Raw genomic sequence first — 21,669 nt, forward strand, 5'->3', positions numbered from 1 at the left:
GGCCATATGAACTGATTTCCTAAGGAATGATAGTACCGTTGTTGTTATGAGGGTCTATTAATGATGTAACACCTTGTGGTGCATCAGGTGTGACTGGCGCCGCATCGATGATCAGAGGGCCGTTACCATTAGTACCCAGTAGTCCATTGATGACGCCTGCATTGTCGGTAGCACTATATTGGCTAAACAGATTCACTCCATCCAGTACGATATGTTGATCGAAGACGCCATCCTTGTTCGCATCGATATCAATGACAGTTGAACCATTGTTATCTAAGCTAAAGTTCAGATAGCTTTCTAGAGTATTAGCGGTTTCTCCTTGGAGTAGGTCGCTAAGATCCAGCTTATCTTCTCTCACATTAAAGTCCATGATGTGGTCTGTACCTTGGTCGGCATCTGCATAACGCCACAGGAAGGTATCATTACCGCTATCACCACGCAGAACGTCATCACCTAAGCCACCGATCAGAGTATCGTTACCTGCACCGCCAATCAAAGTATCGTTACCATTGCCACCATAGAGAGTATCTTTACCAGCACCTCCATCCAAATAATCATTGCCGCCCTGACCGAATAGAATGTCATTACCAGCACCACCCAAAATGATGTCTGCTTTGTCGTTTGCACCAGATTGGTCAAACTCGTCACTATGTTCACTGATGTATCTGTGAACTTGGGCATCACTAGCATCAGCTATACCTAGCTTATCGGCAACGTAGGCTTTAATAGCGGCGAAGCCTTGGCCACTAATGCCAGTAAAGTGTATCGCATCACCAAAGATGACATCATCTCCAGCACCACCATCAAAACGATCTGCGCCTGGTATGGCGTTAACTTGGTCGCCAAGAATTGCATCGGCTAGATCATCAGCATCAACATTCGTTTGAACATTATCATCAGAGTCATAAGGTAATAGGTCATCCTCATCGATGTTCGAACCCATGCCGATGGCTTGAACCGTGACGCCTAGGCTTGAGAGCAATGCAAAGCCTGCTTGGGAATTTGATATAGTATCCGCGCTGGAGTCTCTACCATTACCAGCTAAAGCATAGTACTGATAGTTACCTTGGGCATCGGGTCGCATTGCTCCAACAGGGCTCCGGCTCACGCTGTTGAAGACGTCTACGCTGAAAACATTACCATTTTCGTCAATCACCACATGTCCGTTAACTGTATAGACTTGGCCGAATACGTAGCCACTGCCGATGAGTTGTGACAAGCTACGATCATTATTGCTCCCCCAAGTGTCGTATACCAGTGGGTTACCACCAGGAACAGCATTGTAGTAGGTTGGTTTGCCGTCGGTAATAAAGAAGGCAAGATTAGTCGCCCCACTATTATTTTGGGCATCACCATTGGCGAACCAGTTGGCCGTAGTTGTGAATACATCCTCATAGTTGGTGCCGCCGCCGCTGCTCATATCATCTAAGGCATCTTGAAGAATATCTAATGCATTGGGGTCACTAAGATCTACACTGATGCTGCCCTTGGCGTGAGTATCAAAATCAACCAAGAAAATTTTCACCGTACCACTTTGTTGGCCGCTTGCACTGTCTTTGAGGGTTTCCAATACCTGAGCCAACTGCAATTTCATCGTCTCTAGCGTATCAGCGTTAATACTGCCTGAGCTATCGACCATAAAGGCAATATTGTAGTTTTGACCTGGCAGAACAATGCTACCGTCAAGGTCTCCCACAACAATATTGTGTTCGCTGCCAAAATTGACATTTTGGTCTCCTGGCTCACCTTCTGTGCCCTTGAAGTAATCAAGACGGATGGTATCTTCACCCGTTGCAGAATTAGTGAGATCGGTCCCTTTCTCTCTGGCAACCGCTTCAACTACCAAGTCAACCTGACCTGCACTTGTTCCTGGAACGCGAATTGTGACTCCAGTCAACGTAGCGTCCAGTGCATTTTCAGCCCAGAGATTGCCACCAGTCCAGCCATCAGGGCCGTCGTAATCTAGCAGTAGCTTGCCATCATTGTCAGCTACACCGAGTAGTTGTCCGTTGTAGAACACTTGTGTGCCAGCAGGCAAACCACTCAATTCAATGGAGTCGAGCAATTCGCTGCCGTCACGATCAGTTAGAGATGCATGGATTTCAACTGGGTAGTCAACATAGGTTGGCTGAACCATGACGAGCTCACCAGTGTTCTTGTCCAATTCATAAATGCCGTCATCAAATTGGATATATTCGATATCGTGCAGTGCTTTTGTTATTGTTTGTCCGTGCTCAATTGTTGTGAAGTTGAACCAGTTGTCCCACTGTGAATATCTATAGTCTTTCGTGATGATATAATCAGCGCGATTGCCCATAAGGACGGCAATATCATTCCCTTCGCCACCATATAAGCTATCTTGGCCAAGTCCTGCAACTAAGATATCATTCCCAATACCGCCATTAATTGTATCACCTTGAATAGCATCTCCGCCGACTAGCACATCATTGCCAGCATAACCAAGCAAGTGATCTCCACCGCCATTCGTGCTAACTATGTGATCGTTTCCATTCGAACCATATACTGTATCTTGGCCACTGGAAGCATCTGTTTGTTTAGCTCCAGTATTGAATGGTTGGTGAGTAAAATCGCCATTGCGGAACTGTTCAGTTGTAATTCCTGAGCTGATGAAACCACTGTAAAGTGGTGTGCCATTAGCGGTCAGTATCACGTCAACCAATGGCTTATCGGCAACTGGTTGTACTGTAATATTGAGTGTTGCCGTATCTCCCGTATTAGTCGTGTACGTAACAGTGGACACATCGCCTGACCAGTGTTGATTAGGTATAAATTTGAACTCTCCATTAGCTTGTATTAGCAAGCTACCTATGGAAAGGGCCACAGTTTGACCTGCATTGAAGCTTGTTAGTGTGCCGTTATACATGACGGTAAAGCTGACGATACTTGTATTACTTGAATGGTCGTTAGTCAAAAGTTGACCTGTTACTAACTGATCTTCTTGCTTGGTAAAGCTATCGTCACTCGTATAAATGACAGTCGCTTGGTCGCTGCCCTTGTCTGAGGTGTTACCTGCCTTGTCGGTTTGGGTTGCTTCCACCTTCAGCAGTGCACCGTCCGCCGGACGCGTTTCCGTCCAGCTGATCACGCCCGTGGTGGCGTTGTAGCTGTAGCCAGTCGCAGGATTGCCATTGGCAAACTGCAGCTCGCCATTCACCAGCTTTAATTCCACATTGGTGGTCACGCCAGCATTGACGATAGTCAGGTTCACGTGACCGCCAGCACTGAAGTCCTCGGCATCGATGCTCACGGTCAACTGTACACCTGCACCATTTCCGTCGATTTCGCCTTGCGTCAGCAGGCCATCATCTGGATTAGCGTCATCGACAATTAATACGGTCGGTGCAGTGGGTGCGCTGTTATCGACGGTGTGGGTCGAGGTGGTGCTGGCGCTAAATGGGTTACCCGCATCATCACTGCCGGTGACGGTGGCGGTGAACTCGGTGTCCACAGCCAGGTCGCTGCCCGCCACGCTGACGCTAAAGCCCAAACCGCCACCCACCAGGGCAATGACCTGGGTGGTGTATGTCGTGCCGTTGATCACCATGGTCACGGTATCACCGATGGCGGCATCGCCACCCACGGTACCGGTGACAGTGACATCGCCTGCCGCCTCCTGGGCATTGAGGATGTCATCGCTGGTGATGTTGTCCACCGTGATGGTGGCGCTGGCGCTGGTGTCAACCGTGTGGGTCGAGGTGGTGCTGGCGCTAAAGGGGTTACCCGCATCATCACTGCCGGTGACGGTGGCGGTGAACTCGGTGTCCACAGCCAGGTCGCTGCCCGCCACGCTGACGCTAAAGCCCAAACCGCCACCCACCAGGGCAATGACCTGGGTGGTGTATGTCGTGCCGTTGATCACCATGGTCACGGTATCACCGATGGCGGCATCGCCACCCACGGTACCGGTGACAGTGACATCGCCTGCCGCCTCCTGGGCATTGAGGATGTCATCGCTGGTGATGTTGTCCACCGTGATGGTGGCGCTGGCGCTGGTGTCAACCGTGTGGGTCGAGGTGGTGCTGGCGCTAAAGGGGTTACCCGCATCATCACTGCCGGTGACGGTGGCGGTGAACTCGGTGTCCACAGCCAGGTCGCTGCCCGCCACGCTGACGCTAAAGCCCAAACCGCCACCCACCAGGGCAATGACCTGGGTGGTGTATGTCGTGCCGTTGATCACCATGGTCACGGTATCACCGATGGCGGCATCGCCACCCACGGTACCGGTGACAGTGACATCGCCTGCCGCCTCCTGGGCATTGAGGATGTCATCGCTGGTGATGTTGTCCACCGTGATGGTGGCGCTGGCGCTGGTGTCAACCGTGTGGGTCGAGGTGGTGCTGGCGCTAAAGGGGTTACCCGCATCATCACTGCCGGTGACGGTGGCGGTGAACTCGGTGTCCACAGCCAGGTCGCTGCCCGCCACGCTGACGCTAAAGCCCAAACCGCCACCCACCAGGGCAATGACCTGGGTGGTGTATGTCGTGCCGTTGATCACCATGGTCACGGTATCACCGATGGCGGCATCGCCACCCACGGTACCGGTGACAGTGACATCGCCTGCCGCCTCCTGGGCATTGAGGATGTCATCGCTGGTGATGTTGTCCACCGTGATGGTGGCGCTGGCGCTGGTGTCAACCGTGTGGGTCGAGGTGGTGCTGGCGCTAAAGGGGTTACCCGCATCATCACTGCCGGTGACGGTGGCGGTGAACTCGGTGTCCACAGCCAGGTCGCTGCCCGCCACGCTGACGCTAAAGCCCAAACCGCCACCCACCAGGGCAATGACCTGGGTGGTGTATGTCGTGCCGTTGATCACCATGGTCACGGTATCACCGATGGCGGCATCGCCACCCACGGTACCGGTGACAGTGACATCGCCTGCCGCCTCCTGGGCATTGAGGATGTCATCGCTGGTGATGTTGTCCACCGTGATGGTGGCGCTGGCGCTGGTGTCAACCGTGTGGGTCGAGGTGGTGCTGGCGCTAAAGGGGTTACCCGCATCATCACTGCCGGTGACGGTGGCGGTGAACTCGGTGTCCACAGCCAGGTCGCTGCCCGCCACGCTGACGCTAAAGCCCAAACCGCCACCCACCAGGGCAATGACCTGGGTGGTGTATGTCGTGCCGTTGATCACCATGGTCACGGTATCACCGATGGCGGCATCGCCACCCACGGTACCGGTGACAGTGACATCGCCTGCCGCCTCCTGGGCATTGAGGATGTCATCGCTGGTGATGTTGTCCACCGTGATGGTGGCGCTGGCGCTGGTGTCAACCGTGTGGGTCGAGGTGGTGCTGGCGCTAAAGGGGTTACCCGCATCATCACTGCCGGTGACGGTGGCGGTGAACTCGGTGTCCACAGCCAGGTCGCTGCCCGCCACGCTGACGCTAAAGCCCAAACCGCCACCCACCAGGGCAATGACCTGGGTGGTGTATGTCGTGCCGTTGATCACCATGGTCACGGTATCACCGATGGCGGCATCGCCACCCACGGTACCGGTGACAGTGACATCGCCTGCCGCCTCCTGGGCATTGAGGATGTCATCGCTGGTGATGTTGTCCACCGTGATGGTGGCGCTGGCGCTGGTGTCAACCGTGTGGGTCGAGGTGGTGCTGGCGCTAAAGGGGTTACCCGCATCATCACTGCCGGTGACGGTGGCGGTGAACTCGGTGTCCACAGCCAGGTCGCTGCCCGCCACGCTGACGCTAAAGCCCAAACCGCCACCCACCAGGGCAATGACCTGGGTGGTGTATGTCGTGCCGTTGATCACCATGGTCACGGTATCACCGATGGCGGCATCGCCACCCACGGTACCGGTGACAGTGACATCGCCTGCCGCCTCCTGGGCATTGAGGATGTCATCGCTGGTGATGTTGTCCACCGTGATGGTGGCGCTGGCGCTGGTGTCAACCGTGTGGGTCGAGGTGGTGCTGGCGCTAAAGGGGTTACCCGCATCATCACTGCCGGTGACGGTGGCGGTGAACTCGGTGTCCACAGCCAGGTCGCTGCCCGCCACGCTGACGCTAAAGCCCAAACCGCCACCCACCAGGGCAATGACCTGGGTGGTGTATGTCGTGCCGTTGATCACCATGGTCACGGTATCACCGATGGCGGCATCGCCACCCACGGTACCGGTGACAGTGACATCGCCTGCCGCCTCCTGGGCATTGAGGATGTCATCGCTGGTGATGTTGTCCACCGTGATGGTGGCGCTGGCGCTGGTGTCAACCGTGTGGGTCGAGGTGGTGCTGGCGCTAAAGGGGTTACCCGCATCATCACTGCCGGTGACGGTGGCGGTGAACTCGGTGTCCACAGCCAGGTCGCTGCCCGCCACGCTGACGCTAAAGCCCAAACCGCCACCCACCAGGGCAATGACCTGGGTGGTGTATGTCGTGCCGTTGATCACCATGGTCACGGTATCACCGATGGCGGCATCGCCACCCACGGTACCGGTGACAGTGACATCGCCTGCCGCCTCCTGGGCATTGAGGATGTCATCGCTGGTGATGTTGTCCACCGTGATGGTGGCGCTGGCGCTGGTGTCAACCGTGTGGGTCGAGGTGGTGCTGGCGCTAAAGGGGTTACCCGCATCATCACTGCCGGTGACGGTGGCGGTGAACTCGGTGTCCACAGCCAGGTCGCTGCCCGCCACGCTGACGCTAAAGCCCAAACCGCCACCCACCAGGGCAATGACCTGGGTGGTGTATGTCGTGCCGTTGATCACCATGGTCACGGTATCACCGATGGCGGCATCGCCACCCACGGTACCGGTGACAGTGACATCGCCTGCCGCCTCCTGGGCATTGAGGATGTCATCGCTGGTGATGTTGTCCACCGTGATGGTGGCGCTGGCGCTGGTGTCAACCGTGTGGGTCGAGGTGGTGCTGGCGCTAAAGGGGTTACCCGCATCATCACTGCCGGTGACGGTGGCGGTGAACTCGGTGTCCACAGCCAGGTCGCTGCCCGCCACGCTGACGCTAAAGCCCAAACCGCCACCCACCAGGGCAATGACCTGGGTGGTGTATGTCGTGCCGTTGATCACCATGGTCACGGTATCACCGATGGCGGCATCGCCACCCACGGTACCGGTGACAGTGACATCGCCTGCCGCCTCCTGGGCATTGAGGATGTCATCGCTGGTGATGTTGTCCACCGTGATGGTGGCGCTGGCGCTGGTGTCAACCGTGTGGGTCGAGGTGGTGCTGGCGCTAAAGGGGTTACCCGCATCATCACTGCCGGTGACGGTGGCGGTGAACTCGGTGTCCACAGCCAGGTCGCTGCCCGCCACGCTGACGCTAAAGCCCAAACCGCCACCCACCAGGGCAATGACCTGGGTGGTGTATGTCGTGCCGTTGATCACCATGGTCACGGTATCACCGATGGCGGCATCGCCACCCACGGTACCGGTGACAGTGACATCGCCTGCCGCCTCCTGGGCATTGAGGATGTCATCGCTGGTGATGTTGTCCACCGTGATGGTGGCGCTGGCGCTGGTGTCAACCGTGTGGGTCGAGGTGGTGCTGGCGCTAAAGGGGTTACCCGCATCATCACTGCCGGTGACGGTGGCGGTGAACTCGGTGTCCACAGCCAGGTCGCTGCCCGCCACGCTGACGCTAAAGCCCAAACCGCCACCCACCAGGGCAATGACCTGGGTGGTGTATGTCGTGCCGTTGATCACCATGGTCACGGTATCACCGATGGCGGCATCGCCACCCACGGTACCGGTGACAGTGACATCGCCTGCCGCCTCCTGGGCATTGAGGATGTCATCGCTGGTGATGTTGTCCACCGTGATGGTGGCGCTGGCGCTGGTGTCAACCGTGTGGGTCGAGGTGGTGCTGGCGCTAAAGGGGTTACCCGCATCATCACTGCCGGTGACGGTGGCGGTGAACTCGGTGTCCACAGCCAGGTCGCTGCCCGCCACGCTGACGCTAAAGCCCAAACCGCCACCCACCAGGGCAATGACCTGGGTGGTGTATGTCGTGCCGTTGATCACCATGGTCACGGTATCACCGATGGCGGCATCGCCACCCACGGTACCGGTGACAGTGACATCGCCTGCCGCCTCCTGGGCATTGAGGATGTCATCGCTGGTGATGTTGTCCACCGTGATGGTGGCGCTGGCGCTGGTGTCAACCGTGTGGGTCGAGGTGGTGCTGGCGCTAAAGGGGTTACCCGCATCATCACTGCCGGTGACGGTGGCGGTGAACTCGGTGTCCACAGCCAGGTCGCTGCCCGCCACGCTGACGCTAAAGCCCAAACCGCCACCCACCAGGGCAATGACCTGGGTGGTGTATGTCGTGCCGTTGATCACCATGGTCACGGTATCACCGATGGCGGCATCGCCACCCACGGTACCGGTGACAGTGACATCGCCTGCCGCCTCCTGGGCATTGAGGATGTCATCGCTGGTGATGTTGTCCACCGTGATGGTGGCGCTGGCGCTGGTGTCAACCGTGTGGGTCGAGGTGGTGCTGGCGCTAAAGGGGTTACCCGCATCATCACTGCCGGTGACGGTGGCGGTGAACTCGGTGTCCACAGCCAGGTCGCTGCCCGCCACGCTGACGCTAAAGCCCAAACCGCCACCCACCAGGGCAATGACCTGGGTGGTGTATGTCGTGCCGTTGATCACCATGGTCACGGTATCACCGATGGCGGCATCGCCACCCACGGTACCGGTGACAGTGACATCGCCTGCCGCCTCCTGGGCATTGAGGATGTCATCGCTGGTGATGTTGTCCACCGTGATGGTGGCGCTGGCGCTGGTGTCAACCGTGTGGGTCGAGGTGGTGCTGGCGCTAAAGGGGTTACCCGCATCATCACTGCCGGTGACGGTGGCGGTGAACTCGGTGTCCACAGCCAGGTCGCTGCCCGCCACGCTGACGCTAAAGCCCAAACCGCCACCCACCAGGGCAATGACCTGGGTGGTGTATGTCGTGCCGTTGATCACCATGGTCACGGTATCACCGATGGCGGCATCGCCACCCACGGTACCGGTGACAGTGACATCGCCTGCCGCCTCCTGGGCATTGAGGATGTCATCGCTGGTGATGTTGTCCACCGTGATGGTGGCGCTGGCGCTGGTGTCAACCGTGTGGGTCGAGGTGGTGCTGGCGCTAAAGGGGTTACCCGCATCATCACTGCCGGTGACGGTGGCGGTGAACTCGGTGTCCACAGCCAGGTCGCTGCCCGCCACGCTGACGCTAAAGCCCAAACCGCCACCCACCAGGGCAATGACCTGGGTGGTGTATGTCGTGCCGTTGATCACCATGGTCACGGTATCACCGATGGCGGCATCGCCACCCACGGTACCGGTGACAGTGACATCGCCTGCCGCCTCCTGGGCATTGAGGATGTCATCGCTGGTGATGTTGTCCACCGTGATGGTGGCGCTGGCGCTGGTGTCAACCGTGTGGGTCGAGGTGGTGCTGGCGCTAAAGGGGTTACCCGCATCATCACTGCCGGTGACGGTGGCGGTGAACTCGGTGTCCACAGCCAGGTCGCTGCCCGCCACGCTGACGCTAAAGCCCAAACCGCCACCCACCAGGGCAATGACCTGGGTGGTGTATGTCGTGCCGTTGATCACCATGGTCACGGTATCACCGATGGCGGCATCGCCACCCACGGTACCGGTGACAGTGACATCGCCTGCCGCCTCCTGGGCATTGAGGATGTCATCGCTGGTGATGTTGTCCACCGTGATGGTGGCGCTGGCGCTGGTGTCAACCGTGTGGGTCGAGGTGGTGCTGGCGCTAAAGGGGTTACCCGCATCATCACTGCCGGTGACGGTGGCGGTGAACTCGGTGTCCACAGCCAGGTCGCTGCCCGCCACGCTGACGCTAAAGCCCAAACCGCCACCCACCAGGGCAATGACCTGGGTGGTGTATGTCGTGCCGTTGATCACCATGGTCACGGTATCACCGATGGCGGCATCGCCACCCACGGTACCGGTGACAGTGACATCGCCTGCCGCCTCCTGGGCATTGAGGATGTCATCGCTGGTGATGTTGTCCACCGTGATGGTGGCGCTGGCGCTGGTGTCAACCGTGTGGGTCGAGGTGGTGCTGGCGCTAAAGGGGTTACCCGCATCATCACTGCCGGTGACGGTGGCGGTGAACTCGGTGTCCACAGCCAGGTCGCTGCCCGCCACGCTGACGCTAAAGCCCAAACCGCCACCCACCAGGGCAATGACCTGGGTGGTGTATGTCGTGCCGTTGATCACCATGGTCACGGTATCACCGATGGCGGCATCGCCACCCACGGTACCGGTGACAGTGACATCGCCTGCCGCCTCCTGGGCATTGAGGATGTCATCGCTGGTGATGTTGTCCACCGTGATGGTGGCGCTGGCGCTGGTGTCAACCGTGTGGGTCGAGGTGGTGCTGGCGCTAAAGGGGTTACCCGCATCATCACTGCCGGTGACGGTGGCGGTGAACTCGGTGTCCACAGCCAGGTCGCTGCCCGCCACGCTGACGCTAAAGCCCAAACCGCCACCCACCAGGGCAATGACCTGGGTGGTGTATGTCGTGCCGTTGATCACCATGGTCACGGTATCACCGATGGCGGCATCGCCACCCACGGTACCGGTGACAGTGACATCGCCTGCCGCCTCCTGGGCATTGAGGATGTCATCGCTGGTGATGTTGTCCACCGTGATGGTGGCGCTGGCGCTGGTGTCAACCGTGTGGGTCGAGGTGGTGCTGGCGCTAAAGGGGTTACCCGCATCATCACTGCCGGTGACGGTGGCGGTGAACTCGGTGTCCACAGCCAGGTCGCTGCCCGCCACGCTGACGCTAAAGCCCAAACCGCCACCCACCAGGGCAATGACCTGGGTGGTGTATGTCGTGCCGTTGATCACCATGGTCACGGTATCACCGATGGCGGCATCGCCACCCACGGTACCGGTGACAGTGACATCGCCTGCCGCCTCCTGGGCATTGAGGATGTCATCGCTGGTGATGTTGTCCACCGTGATGGTGGCGCTGGCGCTGGTGTCAACCGTGTGGGTCGAGGTGGTGCTGGCGCTAAAGGGGTTACCCGCATCATCACTGCCGGTGACGGTGGCGGTGAACTCGGTGTCCACAGCCAGGTCGCTGCCCGCCACGCTGACGCTAAAGCCCAAACCGCCACCCACCAGGGCAATGACCTGGGTGGTGTATGTCGTGCCGTTGATCACCATGGTCACGGTATCACCGATGGCGGCATCGCCACCCACGGTACCGGTGACAGTGACATCGCCTGCCGCCTCCTGGGCATTGAGGATGTCATCGCTGGTGATGTTGTCCACCGTGATGGTGGCGCTGGCGCTGGTGTCAACCGTGTGGGTCGAGGTGGTGCTGGCGCTAAAGGGGTTACCCGCATCATCACTGCCGGTGACGGTGGCGGTGAACTCGGTGTCCACAGCCAGGTCGCTGCCCGCCACGCTGACGCTAAAGCCCAAACCGCCACCCACCAGGGCAATGACCTGGGTGGTGTATGTCGTGCCGTTGATCACCATGGTCACGGTATCACCGATGGCGGCATCGCCACCCACGGTACCGGTGACAGTGACATCGCCTGCCGCCTCCTGGGCATTGAGGATGTCATCGCTGGTGATGTTGTCCACCGTGATGGTGGCGCTGGCGCTGGTGTCAACCGTGTGGGTCGAGGTGGTGCTGGCGCTAAAGGGGTTACCCGCATCATCACTGCCGGTGACGGTGGCGGTGAACTCGGTGTCCACAGCCAGGTCGCTGCCCGCCACGCTGACGCTAAAGCCCAAACCGCCACCCACCAGGGCAATGACCTGGGTGGTGTATGTCGTGCCGTTGATCACCATGGTCACGGTATCACCGATGGCGGCATCGCCACCCACGGTACCGGTGACAGTGACATCGCCTGCCGCCTCCTGGGCATTGAGGATGTCATCGCTGGTGATGTTGTCCACCGTGATGGTGGCGCTGGCGCTGGTGTCAACCGTGTGGGTCGAGGTGGTGCTGGCGCTAAAGGGGTTACCCGCATCATCACTGCCGGTGACGGTGGCGGTGAACTCGGTGTCCACAGCCAGGTCGCTGCCCGCCACGCTGACGCTAAAGCCCAAACCGCCACCCACCAGGGCAATGACCTGGGTGGTGTATGTCGTGCCGTTGATCACCATGGTCACGGTATCACCGATGGCGGCATCGCCACCCACGGTACCGGTGACAGTGACATCGCCTGCCGCCTCCTGGGCATTGAGGATGTCATCGCTGGTGATGTTGTCCACCGTGATGGTGGCGCTGGCGCTGGTGTCAACCGTGTGGGTCGAGGTGGTGCTGGCGCTAAAGGGGTTACCCGCATCATCACTGCCGGTGACGGTGGCGGTGAACTCGGTGTCCACAGCCAGGTCGCTGCCCGCCACGCTGACGCTAAAGCCCAAACCGCCACCCACCAGGGCAATGACCTGGGTGGTGTATGTCGTGCCGTTGATCACCATGGTCACGGTATCACCGATGGCGGCATCGCCACCCACGGTACCGGTGACAGTGACATCGCCTGCCGCCTCCTGGGCATTGAGGATGTCATCGCTGGTGATGTTGTCCACCGTGATGGTGGCGCTGGCGCTGGTGTCAACCGTGTGGGTCGAGGTGGTGCTGGCGCTAAAGGGGTTACCCGCATCATCACTGCCGGTGACGGTGGCGGTGAACTCGGTGTCCACAGCCAGGTCGCTGCCCGCCACGCTGACGCTAAAGCCCAAACCGCCACCCACCAGGGCAATGACCTGGGTGGTGTATGTCGTGCCGTTGATCACCATGGTCACGGTATCACCGATGGCGGCATCGCCACCCACGGTACCGGTGACAGTGACATCGCCTGCCGCCTCCTGGGCATTGAGGATGTCATCGCTGGTGATGTTGTCCACCGTGATGGTGGCGCTGGCGCTGGTGTCAACCGTGTGGGTCGAGGTGGTGCTGGCGCTAAAGGGGTTACCCGCATCATCACTGCCGGTGACGGTGGCGGTGAACTCGGTGTCCACAGCCAGGTCGCTGCCCGCCACGCTGACGCTAAAGCCCAAACCGCCACCCACCAGGGCAATGACCTGGGTGGTGTATGTCGTGCCGTTGATCACCATGGTCACGGTATCACCGATGGCGGCATCGCCACCCACGGTACCGGTGACAGTGACATCGCCTGCCGCCTCCTGGGCATTGAGGATGTCATCGCTGGTGATGTTGTCCACCGTGATGGTGGCGCTGGCGCTGGTGTCAACCGTGTGGGTCGAGGTGGTGCTGGCGCTAAAGGGGTTACCCGCATCATCACTGCCGGTGACGGTGGCGGTGAACTCGGTGTCCACAGCCAGGTCGCTGCCCGCCACGCTGACGCTAAAGCCCAAACCGCCACCCACCAGGGCAATGACCTGGGTGGTGTATGTCGTGCCGTTGATCACCATGGTCACGGTATCACCGATGGCGGCATCGCCACCCACGGTACCGGTGACAGTGACATCGCCTGCCGCCTCCTGGGCATTGAGGATGTCATCGCTGGTGATGTTGTCCACCGTGATGGTGGCGCTGGCGCTGGTGTCAACCGTGTGGGTCGAGGTGGTGCTGGCGCTAAAGGGGTTACCCGCATCATCACTGCCGGTGACGGTGGCGGTGAACTCGGTGTCCACAGCCAGGTCGCTGCCCGCCACGCTGACGCTAAAGCCCAAACCGCCACCCACCAGGGCAATGACCTGGGTGGTGTATGTCGTGCCGTTGATCACCATGGTCACGGTATCACCGATGGCGGCATCGCCACCCACGGTACCGGTGACAGTGACATCGCCTGCCGCCTCCTGGGCATTGAGGATGTCATCGCTGGTGATGTTGTCCACCGTGATGGTGGCGCTGGCGCTGGTGTCAACCGTGTGGGTCGAGGTGGTGCTGGCGCTAAAGGGGTTACCCGCATCATCACTGCCGGTGACGGTGGCGGTGAACTCGGTGTCCACAGCCAGGTCGCTGCCCGCCACGCTGACGCTAAAGCCCAAACCGCCACCCACCAGGGCAATGACCTGGGTGGTGTATGTCGTGCCGTTGATCACCATGGTCACGGTATCACCGATGGCGGCATCGCCACCCACGGTACCGGTGACAGTGACATCGCCTGCCGCCTCCTGGGCATTGAGGATGTCATCGCTGGTGATGTTGTCCACCGTGATGGTGGCGCTGGCGCTGGTGTCAACCGTGTGGGTCGAGGTGGTGCTGGCGCTAAAGGGGTTACCCGCATCATCACTGCCGGTGACGGTGGCGGTGAACTCGGTGTCCACAGCCAGGTCGCTGCCCGCCACGCTGACGCTAAAGCCCAAACCGCCACCCACCAGGGCAATGACCTGGGTGGTGTATGTCGTGCCGTTGATCACCATGGTCACGGTATCACCGATGGCGGCATCGCCACCCACGGTACCGGTGACAGTGACATCGCCTGCCGCCTCCTGGGCATTGAGGATGTCATCGCTGGTGATGTTGTCCACCGTGATGGTGGCGCTGGCGCTGGTGTCAACCGTGTGGGTCGAGGTGGTGCTGGCGCTAAAGGGGTTACCCGCATCATCACTGCCGGTGACGGTGGCGGTGAACTCGGTGTCCACAGCCAGGTCGCTGCCCGCCACGCTGACGCTAAAGCCCAAACCGCCACCCACCAGGGCAATGACCTGGGTGGTGTATGTCGTGCCGTTGATCACCATGGTCACGGTATCACCGATGGCGGCATCGCCACCCACGGTACCGGTGACAGTGACATCGCCTGCCGCCTCCTGGGCATTGAGGATGTCATCGCTGGTGATGTTGTCCACCGTGATGGTGGCGCTGGCGCTGGTGTCAACCGTGTGGGTCGAGGTGGTGCTGGCGCTAAAGGGGTTACCCGCATCATCACTGCCGGTGACGGTGGCGGTGAACTCGGTGTCCACAGCCAGGTCGCTGCCCGCCACGCTGACGCTAAAGCCCAAACCGCCACCCACCAGGGCAATGACCTGGGTGGTGTATGTCGTGCCGTTGATCACCATGGTCACGGTATCACCGATGGCGGCATCGCCACCCACGGTACCGGTGACAGTGACATCGCCTGCCGCCTCCTGGGCATTGAGGATGTCATCGCTGGTGATGTTGTCCACCGTGATGGTGGCGCTGGCGCTGGTGTCAACCGTGTGGGTCGAGGTGGTGCTGGCGCTAAAGGGGTTACCCGCATCATCACTGCCGGTGACGGTGGCGGTGAACTCGGTGTCCACAGCCAGGTCGCTGCCCGCCACGCTGACGCTAAAGCCCAAACCGCCACCCACCAGGGCAATGACCTGGGTGGTGTATGTCGTGCCGTTGATCACCATGGTCACGGTATCACCGATGGCGGCATCGCCACCCACGGTACCGGTGACAGTGACATCGCCTGCCGCCTCCTGGGCATTGAGGATGTCATCGCTGGTGATGTTGTCCACCGTGATGGTGGCGCTGGCGCTGGTGTCAACCGTGTGGGTCGAGGTGGTGCTGGCGCTAAAGGGGTTACCCGCATCATCACTGCCGGTGACGGTGGCGGTGAACTCGGTGTCCACAGCCAGGTCGCTGCCCGCCACGCTGACGCTAAAGCCCAAACCGCCACCCACCAGGGCAATGACCTGGGTGGTGTATGTCGTGCCGTTGATCACCATGGTCACGGTATCACCGATGGCGGCATCGCCACCCACGGTACCGGTGACAGTGACATCGCCTGCCGCCTCCTGGGCATTGAGGATGTCATCGCTGGTGATGTTGTCCACCGTGATGGTGGCGCTGGCGCTGGTGTCAACCGTGTGGGTCGAGGTGGTGCTGGCGCTAAAGGGGTTACCCGCATCATCACTGCCGGTGACGGTGGCGGTGAACTCGGTGTCCACAGCCAGGTCGCTGCCCGCCACGCTGACGCTAAAGCCCAAACCGCCACCCACCAGGGCAATGACCTGGGTGGTGTATGTCGTGCCGTTGATCACCATGGTCACGGTATCACCGATGGCGGCATCGCCACCCACGGTACCGGTGACAGTGACATCGCCTGCCGCCTCCTGGGCATTGAGGATGTCATCGCTGGTGATGTTGTCCACCGTGATGGTGGCGCTGGGCGCAGTGGTATCAATCACCACATCTTGGGTAACGGTTTTGCTGTTGCCGGCCACGTCGGTGACGGTGGCGCTGACAGGGTAAATGCCGTCAGGCAGCACAGTACCGGTCAGGTCGACACTCCAGTTACCTTGCGCATCAATCACTAAGCCGTTGGCGGTGGTGTAAACCACACCATTAATGGTGACGGCTAAGGTGCTGTTGTCACCTAAATCGACGGTACCTTTGAAAATCAGAGTGTTGTCGTTGGTGATAAAGTCACTGCTGGAGCTGCCGGTGTCTTGGGTGATGGCGGTGATGGCCACGGTGTTACCGTCGCCGTCTTGGTCAATCTTGGTGTCAATCACCACATCTTGGGTAACGGTTTTGCTGTTGCCGGCCACGTCGGTGACGGTGGCGCTGACAGGGTAAATGCCGTCAGGCAGCACAGTACCGGTCAGGTCGACGCTCCAGTTACCTTGCGCATCAATCACTAAGCCGTTGGCGGTGGTGTAAACCACACCATTAATGGTGACGGCTAAGGTGCTGTTGTCACCTAAATCGACGGTACCTTTGAAAATCAGAGTGTTGTCGTTGGTGATAAAGTCACTGCTGGAGCTGCCGGTGTCTTGGGTGATGGCGGTGATGGCCACGGTGTTACCGTCGCCGTCTTGGTCAATCTTGGTGTCAATCACCACATCTTGGGTAACAGTTTTGCTGTTGCCGGCGACGTCGGTGACGGTGGCGCTGACGGGGTAAGTGCCGTCAGGCAGCACAGTACCGGTCAGGTCGACGCTCCAGTTACCTTGCGCATCAATCACTAAGCCGTTGGCGGTGGTGTAAACCACACCATTGATGGTGACGGCTAAGGTGCTGTTGTCACCTAAATCGACGGTACCTTTGAAAATCAGAGTGTTGTCGTTGGTGATAAAGTCACTGCTGGAGCTGCCAGTGTCTTGGGTGATGGCGGTGATGGCCACGGTGTTACCGTCACCGTCTTGGTCAATCTTGGTGTCAATCACCACATCTTGGGTAACAGTTTTGCTGTTGCCGGCCACGTCGGTGACGGTGGCGCTGACGGGGTAAGTGCCGTCAGGCAGCACAGTACCGGTCAGGTCGACGCTCCAGTTACCTTGCGCATCAATCACTAAGCCGTTGGCGGTGGTGTAAACCACACCATTGATGGTGACGGCTAAGGTGCTGTTGTCACCTAAATCGACAGTACCTTTGAAAATCAGGGTGTTGTCGTTGGTGATAAAGTCACTGCTGGAGCTGCCGGTGTCTTGGGTGATGGCGGTGATGGCCACGGTGTTACCGTCGCCGTCTTGGTCAATCTTGGTGTCAATCACCACATCTTGGGTAACGGTTTTGCTGTTGCCGGCCACGTCGGTGACGGTGGCGCTGACAGGGTAAATGCCGTCAGGCAGCACAGTACCGGTCAGGTCGACACTCCAGTTACCTTGCGCATCAATCACTAAGCCGTTGGCGGTGGTGTAAACCACACCATTAATGGTGACGGCTAAGGTGCTGTTGTCACCTAAATCGACGGTACCTTTGAAAATCAGAGTGTTGTCGTTGGTGATAAAGTCACTGCTGGAGCTGCCAGTGTCTTGGGTGATGGCGGTGATGGCCACGGTGTTACCGTCACCGTCTTGGTCAATCTTGGTGTCAATCACCACATCTTGGGTAACGGTTTTGCTGTTGCCGGCCACGTCGGTGACGGTGGCGCTGACAGGGTAGGTGCCGTCAGGCAGCACAGTACCGGTCAGGTCGACGCTCCAGTTACCTTGCGCATCAATCACTAAGCCGTTGGCGGTGGTGTAAACCACACCATTGATGGTGACGGCTAAGGTGCTGTTGTCACCTAAATCGACAGTACCTTTGAAAATCAGGGTGTTGTCGTTGGTGATAAAGTCACTGCTGGAGCTGCCGGTGTCTTGGGTGATGGCGGTGATGGCCACGGTGTTACCGTCGCCGTCTTGGTCAATCTTGGTGTCAATCACCACATCTTGGGTAACGGTTTTGCTGTTGCCGGCCACGTCGGTGACGGTGGCGCTGACAGGGTAAATGCCGTCAGGCAGCACAGTACCGGTCAGGTCGACGCTCCAGTTACCTTGCGCATCAATCACTAAGCCGTTGGCGGTGGTGTAAACCACACCATTAATGGTGACGGCTAAGGTGCTGTTGTCACCTAAATCGACGGTACCTTTGAAAATCAGAGTGTTGTCGTTGGTGATAAAGTCACTGCTGGAGCTGCCAGTGTCTTGGGTGATGGCGGTGATGGCCACGGTGTTACCGTCACCGTCTTGGTCAATCTTGGTGTCAATCACCACATCTTGGGTAACGGTTTTGCTGTTGCCGGCCACGTCGGTGACGGTGGCGCTGACAGGGTAGGTGCCGTCAGGCAGCACAGTACCGGTCAGGTCGACGCTCCAGTTACCTTGCGCATCAATCACTAAGCCGTTGGCGGTGGTGTAAACCACACCATTGATGGTGACGGCTAAGGTGCTGTTGTCACCTAAATCGACAGTACCTTTGAAAATCAGAGTGTTGTCGTTGGTGATAAAGTCACTGCTGGAGCTGCCGGTGTCTTGGGTGATGGCGGTGATGGCCACGGTGTTACCGTCACCGTCTTGGTCAATCTTGGTGTCAATCACCACATCTTGGGTAACAGTTTTGCTGTTGCCGGCCACGTCGGTGACGGTGGCGCTGACGGGGTAAGTGCCGTCAGGCAGCACAGTACCGGTCAGGTCGACGCTCCAGTTACCTTGCGCATCAATCACTAAGCCGTTGGCGGTGGTGTAAACCACACCATTGATGGTGACGGCTAAGGTGCTGTTGTCACCTAAATCGACAGTACCTTTGAAAATCAGAGTGTTGTCGTTGGTGATAAAGTCACTGCTGGAGCTGCCGGTGTCTTGGGTGATGGCGGTGATGGCCACGGTGTTACCGTCACCGTCTTGGTCAATCTTGGTGTCGACGCTGCCGTTATCGCTGGCTTTTCCTGTGTTACCTGCAGGATCTGTGACTGAAGCATCTGCAGTGTAGCCACCTTCAGCGATAGGATTGGTCACATCAACTGCATAAGTTCCATCTGGGTTAACCGTAGTTGTAAGAGTTTGTTGTGCTCCCGTACTGTCGGTAACAACGATAGTGATAGTACTACCTGGAGGAGCATCGGTTGTACCAGTGATAGTGGGCGTTGTATCTTGCGTGTCATCGGGTGCACTCACAGTGATCACTGGACCTGTAGTATCCAGAACTGCGGAATCACTGCCTTCTGGTGAGGTATTGCCTGCTGCATCAGTTATGGTTGCAACGACAGTGATTGTTTCACCTTCATCAGGAGCTGGAAGCGTTAGATTAACAAATCCATTATCTATGTCTTCCTGCGTTAGGATGTAATCAACACCATTAACTGTGAGCGTATCTCCCGCATTCGCGCCAGTACCCTCCAAGCCAATAGTGACGTTTACTTCGGTTGCTCCACCAAGTTCTTCATTACTGATGAAGCCGTCATTGTTAGTGTCTGTAGTGATAGTGACACTAGGACCGCCATTTGCAACCGGAGTGATATTAATCGTTAATGTTGCGGTTGAGCCAGTATTGGTGGTGTAAGTAATGACGGGTACTTGGCCATTCCAGAATTCGTTAGGCGTAAATGTGTAGGAGCCGTCGGCATTGATGACTAAGCTACCGCCTTCTAAAGTAACTGTGGTGCCTGCTGCAACCGTTTGACCGTTGACTGTAAAGCTGGTCACGGACAGTTCATTGTCCACATCGCTATCGTTATCTAGCACGTTACCAGTTGCTACCGTATTTTCATCGACAGTATTTGTGTCGTTGGCAAGAACTGATGGGTCATCCACTGGGGTGACATTAATGGTTAAGGTGGCGGTTGCACCAGTGTTGGTGGTGTAAGTAATCACCGGTACTGTGCCATTCCAGTTGGCGTTTGGCGTGAAGGTGTAAGAGCCGTCGGCGTTGATGATTAAACTGCCACCTTCTAAGGCAACAGTGGTGCCCGCAGTCACGGTATTGCCGTTTACGGTGAAGCTGACAACAGACAAGGTATTATCAATATCACTGTCATTGCTAAGGACGTTACCGGTGGCAACGGAATCTTCAGCAACGGTATTGGTATCGTTAACCAAGACTGATGGGTCATCCACAGGGGTGACATTAATGGTTAAGGTGGCGGTTGATCCAGTGTTGGTGGTGTAGGTGATGACTGGTACTTGTCCATTCCAGTTGGCGTTGGGCGTGAAGGTGTAAGAGCCGTCGGCGTTGATGATTAAACTGCCGCCTTCTAAGGCAACAGTGGTGCCCGCAGTCACGGTATTGCCGTTTACGGTGAAGCTGACAACAGACAAGGTGCTGTCAATATCACTGTCATTGCTAAGGACGTTACCGGTGGCAACGGAATCTTCAGCAACGGTATTGGTATCGTTAACCAAGACTGATGGATCATCCACTGGGGTGACATTAATGGTTAAGGTGGCGGTTGCACCAGTGTTGGTGGTGTAAGTAATCACCGGTACTGTGCCATTCCAGTTGGCGTTGGGCGTGAAGGTGTAAGAGCCGTCGGCGTTGATGATTAAACTGCCGCCTTCTAAGGCAACAGTGGTGCCCGCAGTCACGGTATTGCCGTTTACGGTGAAGCTGACAACAGACAAGGTACTGTCAATATCACTGTCATTGCTAAGGACGTTACCGGTGGCAGCGGAGTCTTCATCTACGGTAATGCTGTCGTTAACGAGCAAGGATGGGGAGTCTGTGGCAATTGACTGTTCGGGAGAGTCGGGTGCAAATGCGGCTAGTGTTTGTCCAGAAGTGCTATAACCTGATGTGGCGAGAGCTTCTGAACCATCACGAGCAAGGCTAACATAGCCAGAGTTACCATCACTGGCTGGTGCATTCCCTGCTGCGGTTTCAGGTAAATTTTTAGTTGGGTCTTCACCTGAAGCAATAAGATCTTGTAATGCTTGAATTTCATCAGGTGTGGCTTCACCTGTTACTGGGGCAACAACCGCAGCAGATGCTGGATTGACTTCTATTTCATTAGACAGCTTGGTGCCATCATCGAAAGTGATTTCATAAGTCGCGTTTTCGCCGATATGGAGAACTGCACCCTTTGGGAGTTGTTCGCCATCCTTAGCGGGTTGATTTGAACCATTAACCTCGACTTCGATTTGCCCTTTAACAAGTTTCAGCAAACCTTTCTTTGTTGTAATGATCGATCCCATAATTAGCTCCCAACAGCCAAAGTGTGTTAATCCGAAGATGCACAAATTCAACAAATATGCTGAATTGTGATACAAGTGGCTAAATTTTAGCTTGGCCGCGTGTGTAAGTCAATTTTTTGACGCGCCGGAATGGCTTGCTATAACTGGATTTTAAGGGGTGGAGTACGAAAAAATGGCACTTAAAAGTGACAGAACTAGATGTAGTATCTTAAAACGCAAAAGAAACTGCATTTAGTGTCTCTTAACTATCAAAATAAACATATTAATAACAAATTATTCTTAAGATCGGGTTTAATATTTTATAAATGATGTGCGGCAAGTATGTTCAAGGTTGAATGAGGAGGGACCGCAAT

General features: G+C 57.5%; 1 protein-coding gene. It reads right to left on the reverse strand.

Annotated features, from left to right (window positions below):
- Positions 1 to 19: 19 nt before the first annotated feature.
- Positions 20 to 21,316, reverse strand: coding sequence for an Ig-like domain-containing protein (locus N7386_RS01985; RefSeq protein ID WP_279766887.1), 21,297 nt, complete (start codon positions 21,314 to 21,316; stop codon positions 20 to 22).
- Between the last annotated feature and the right edge of the window lie 353 nt (positions 21,317 to 21,669).

Origin of the sequence: Shewanella sp. GD04112 (assembly GCF_029835735.1) — a bacterium.
Lineage (GTDB): Bacteria > Pseudomonadota > Gammaproteobacteria > Enterobacterales > Shewanellaceae > Shewanella.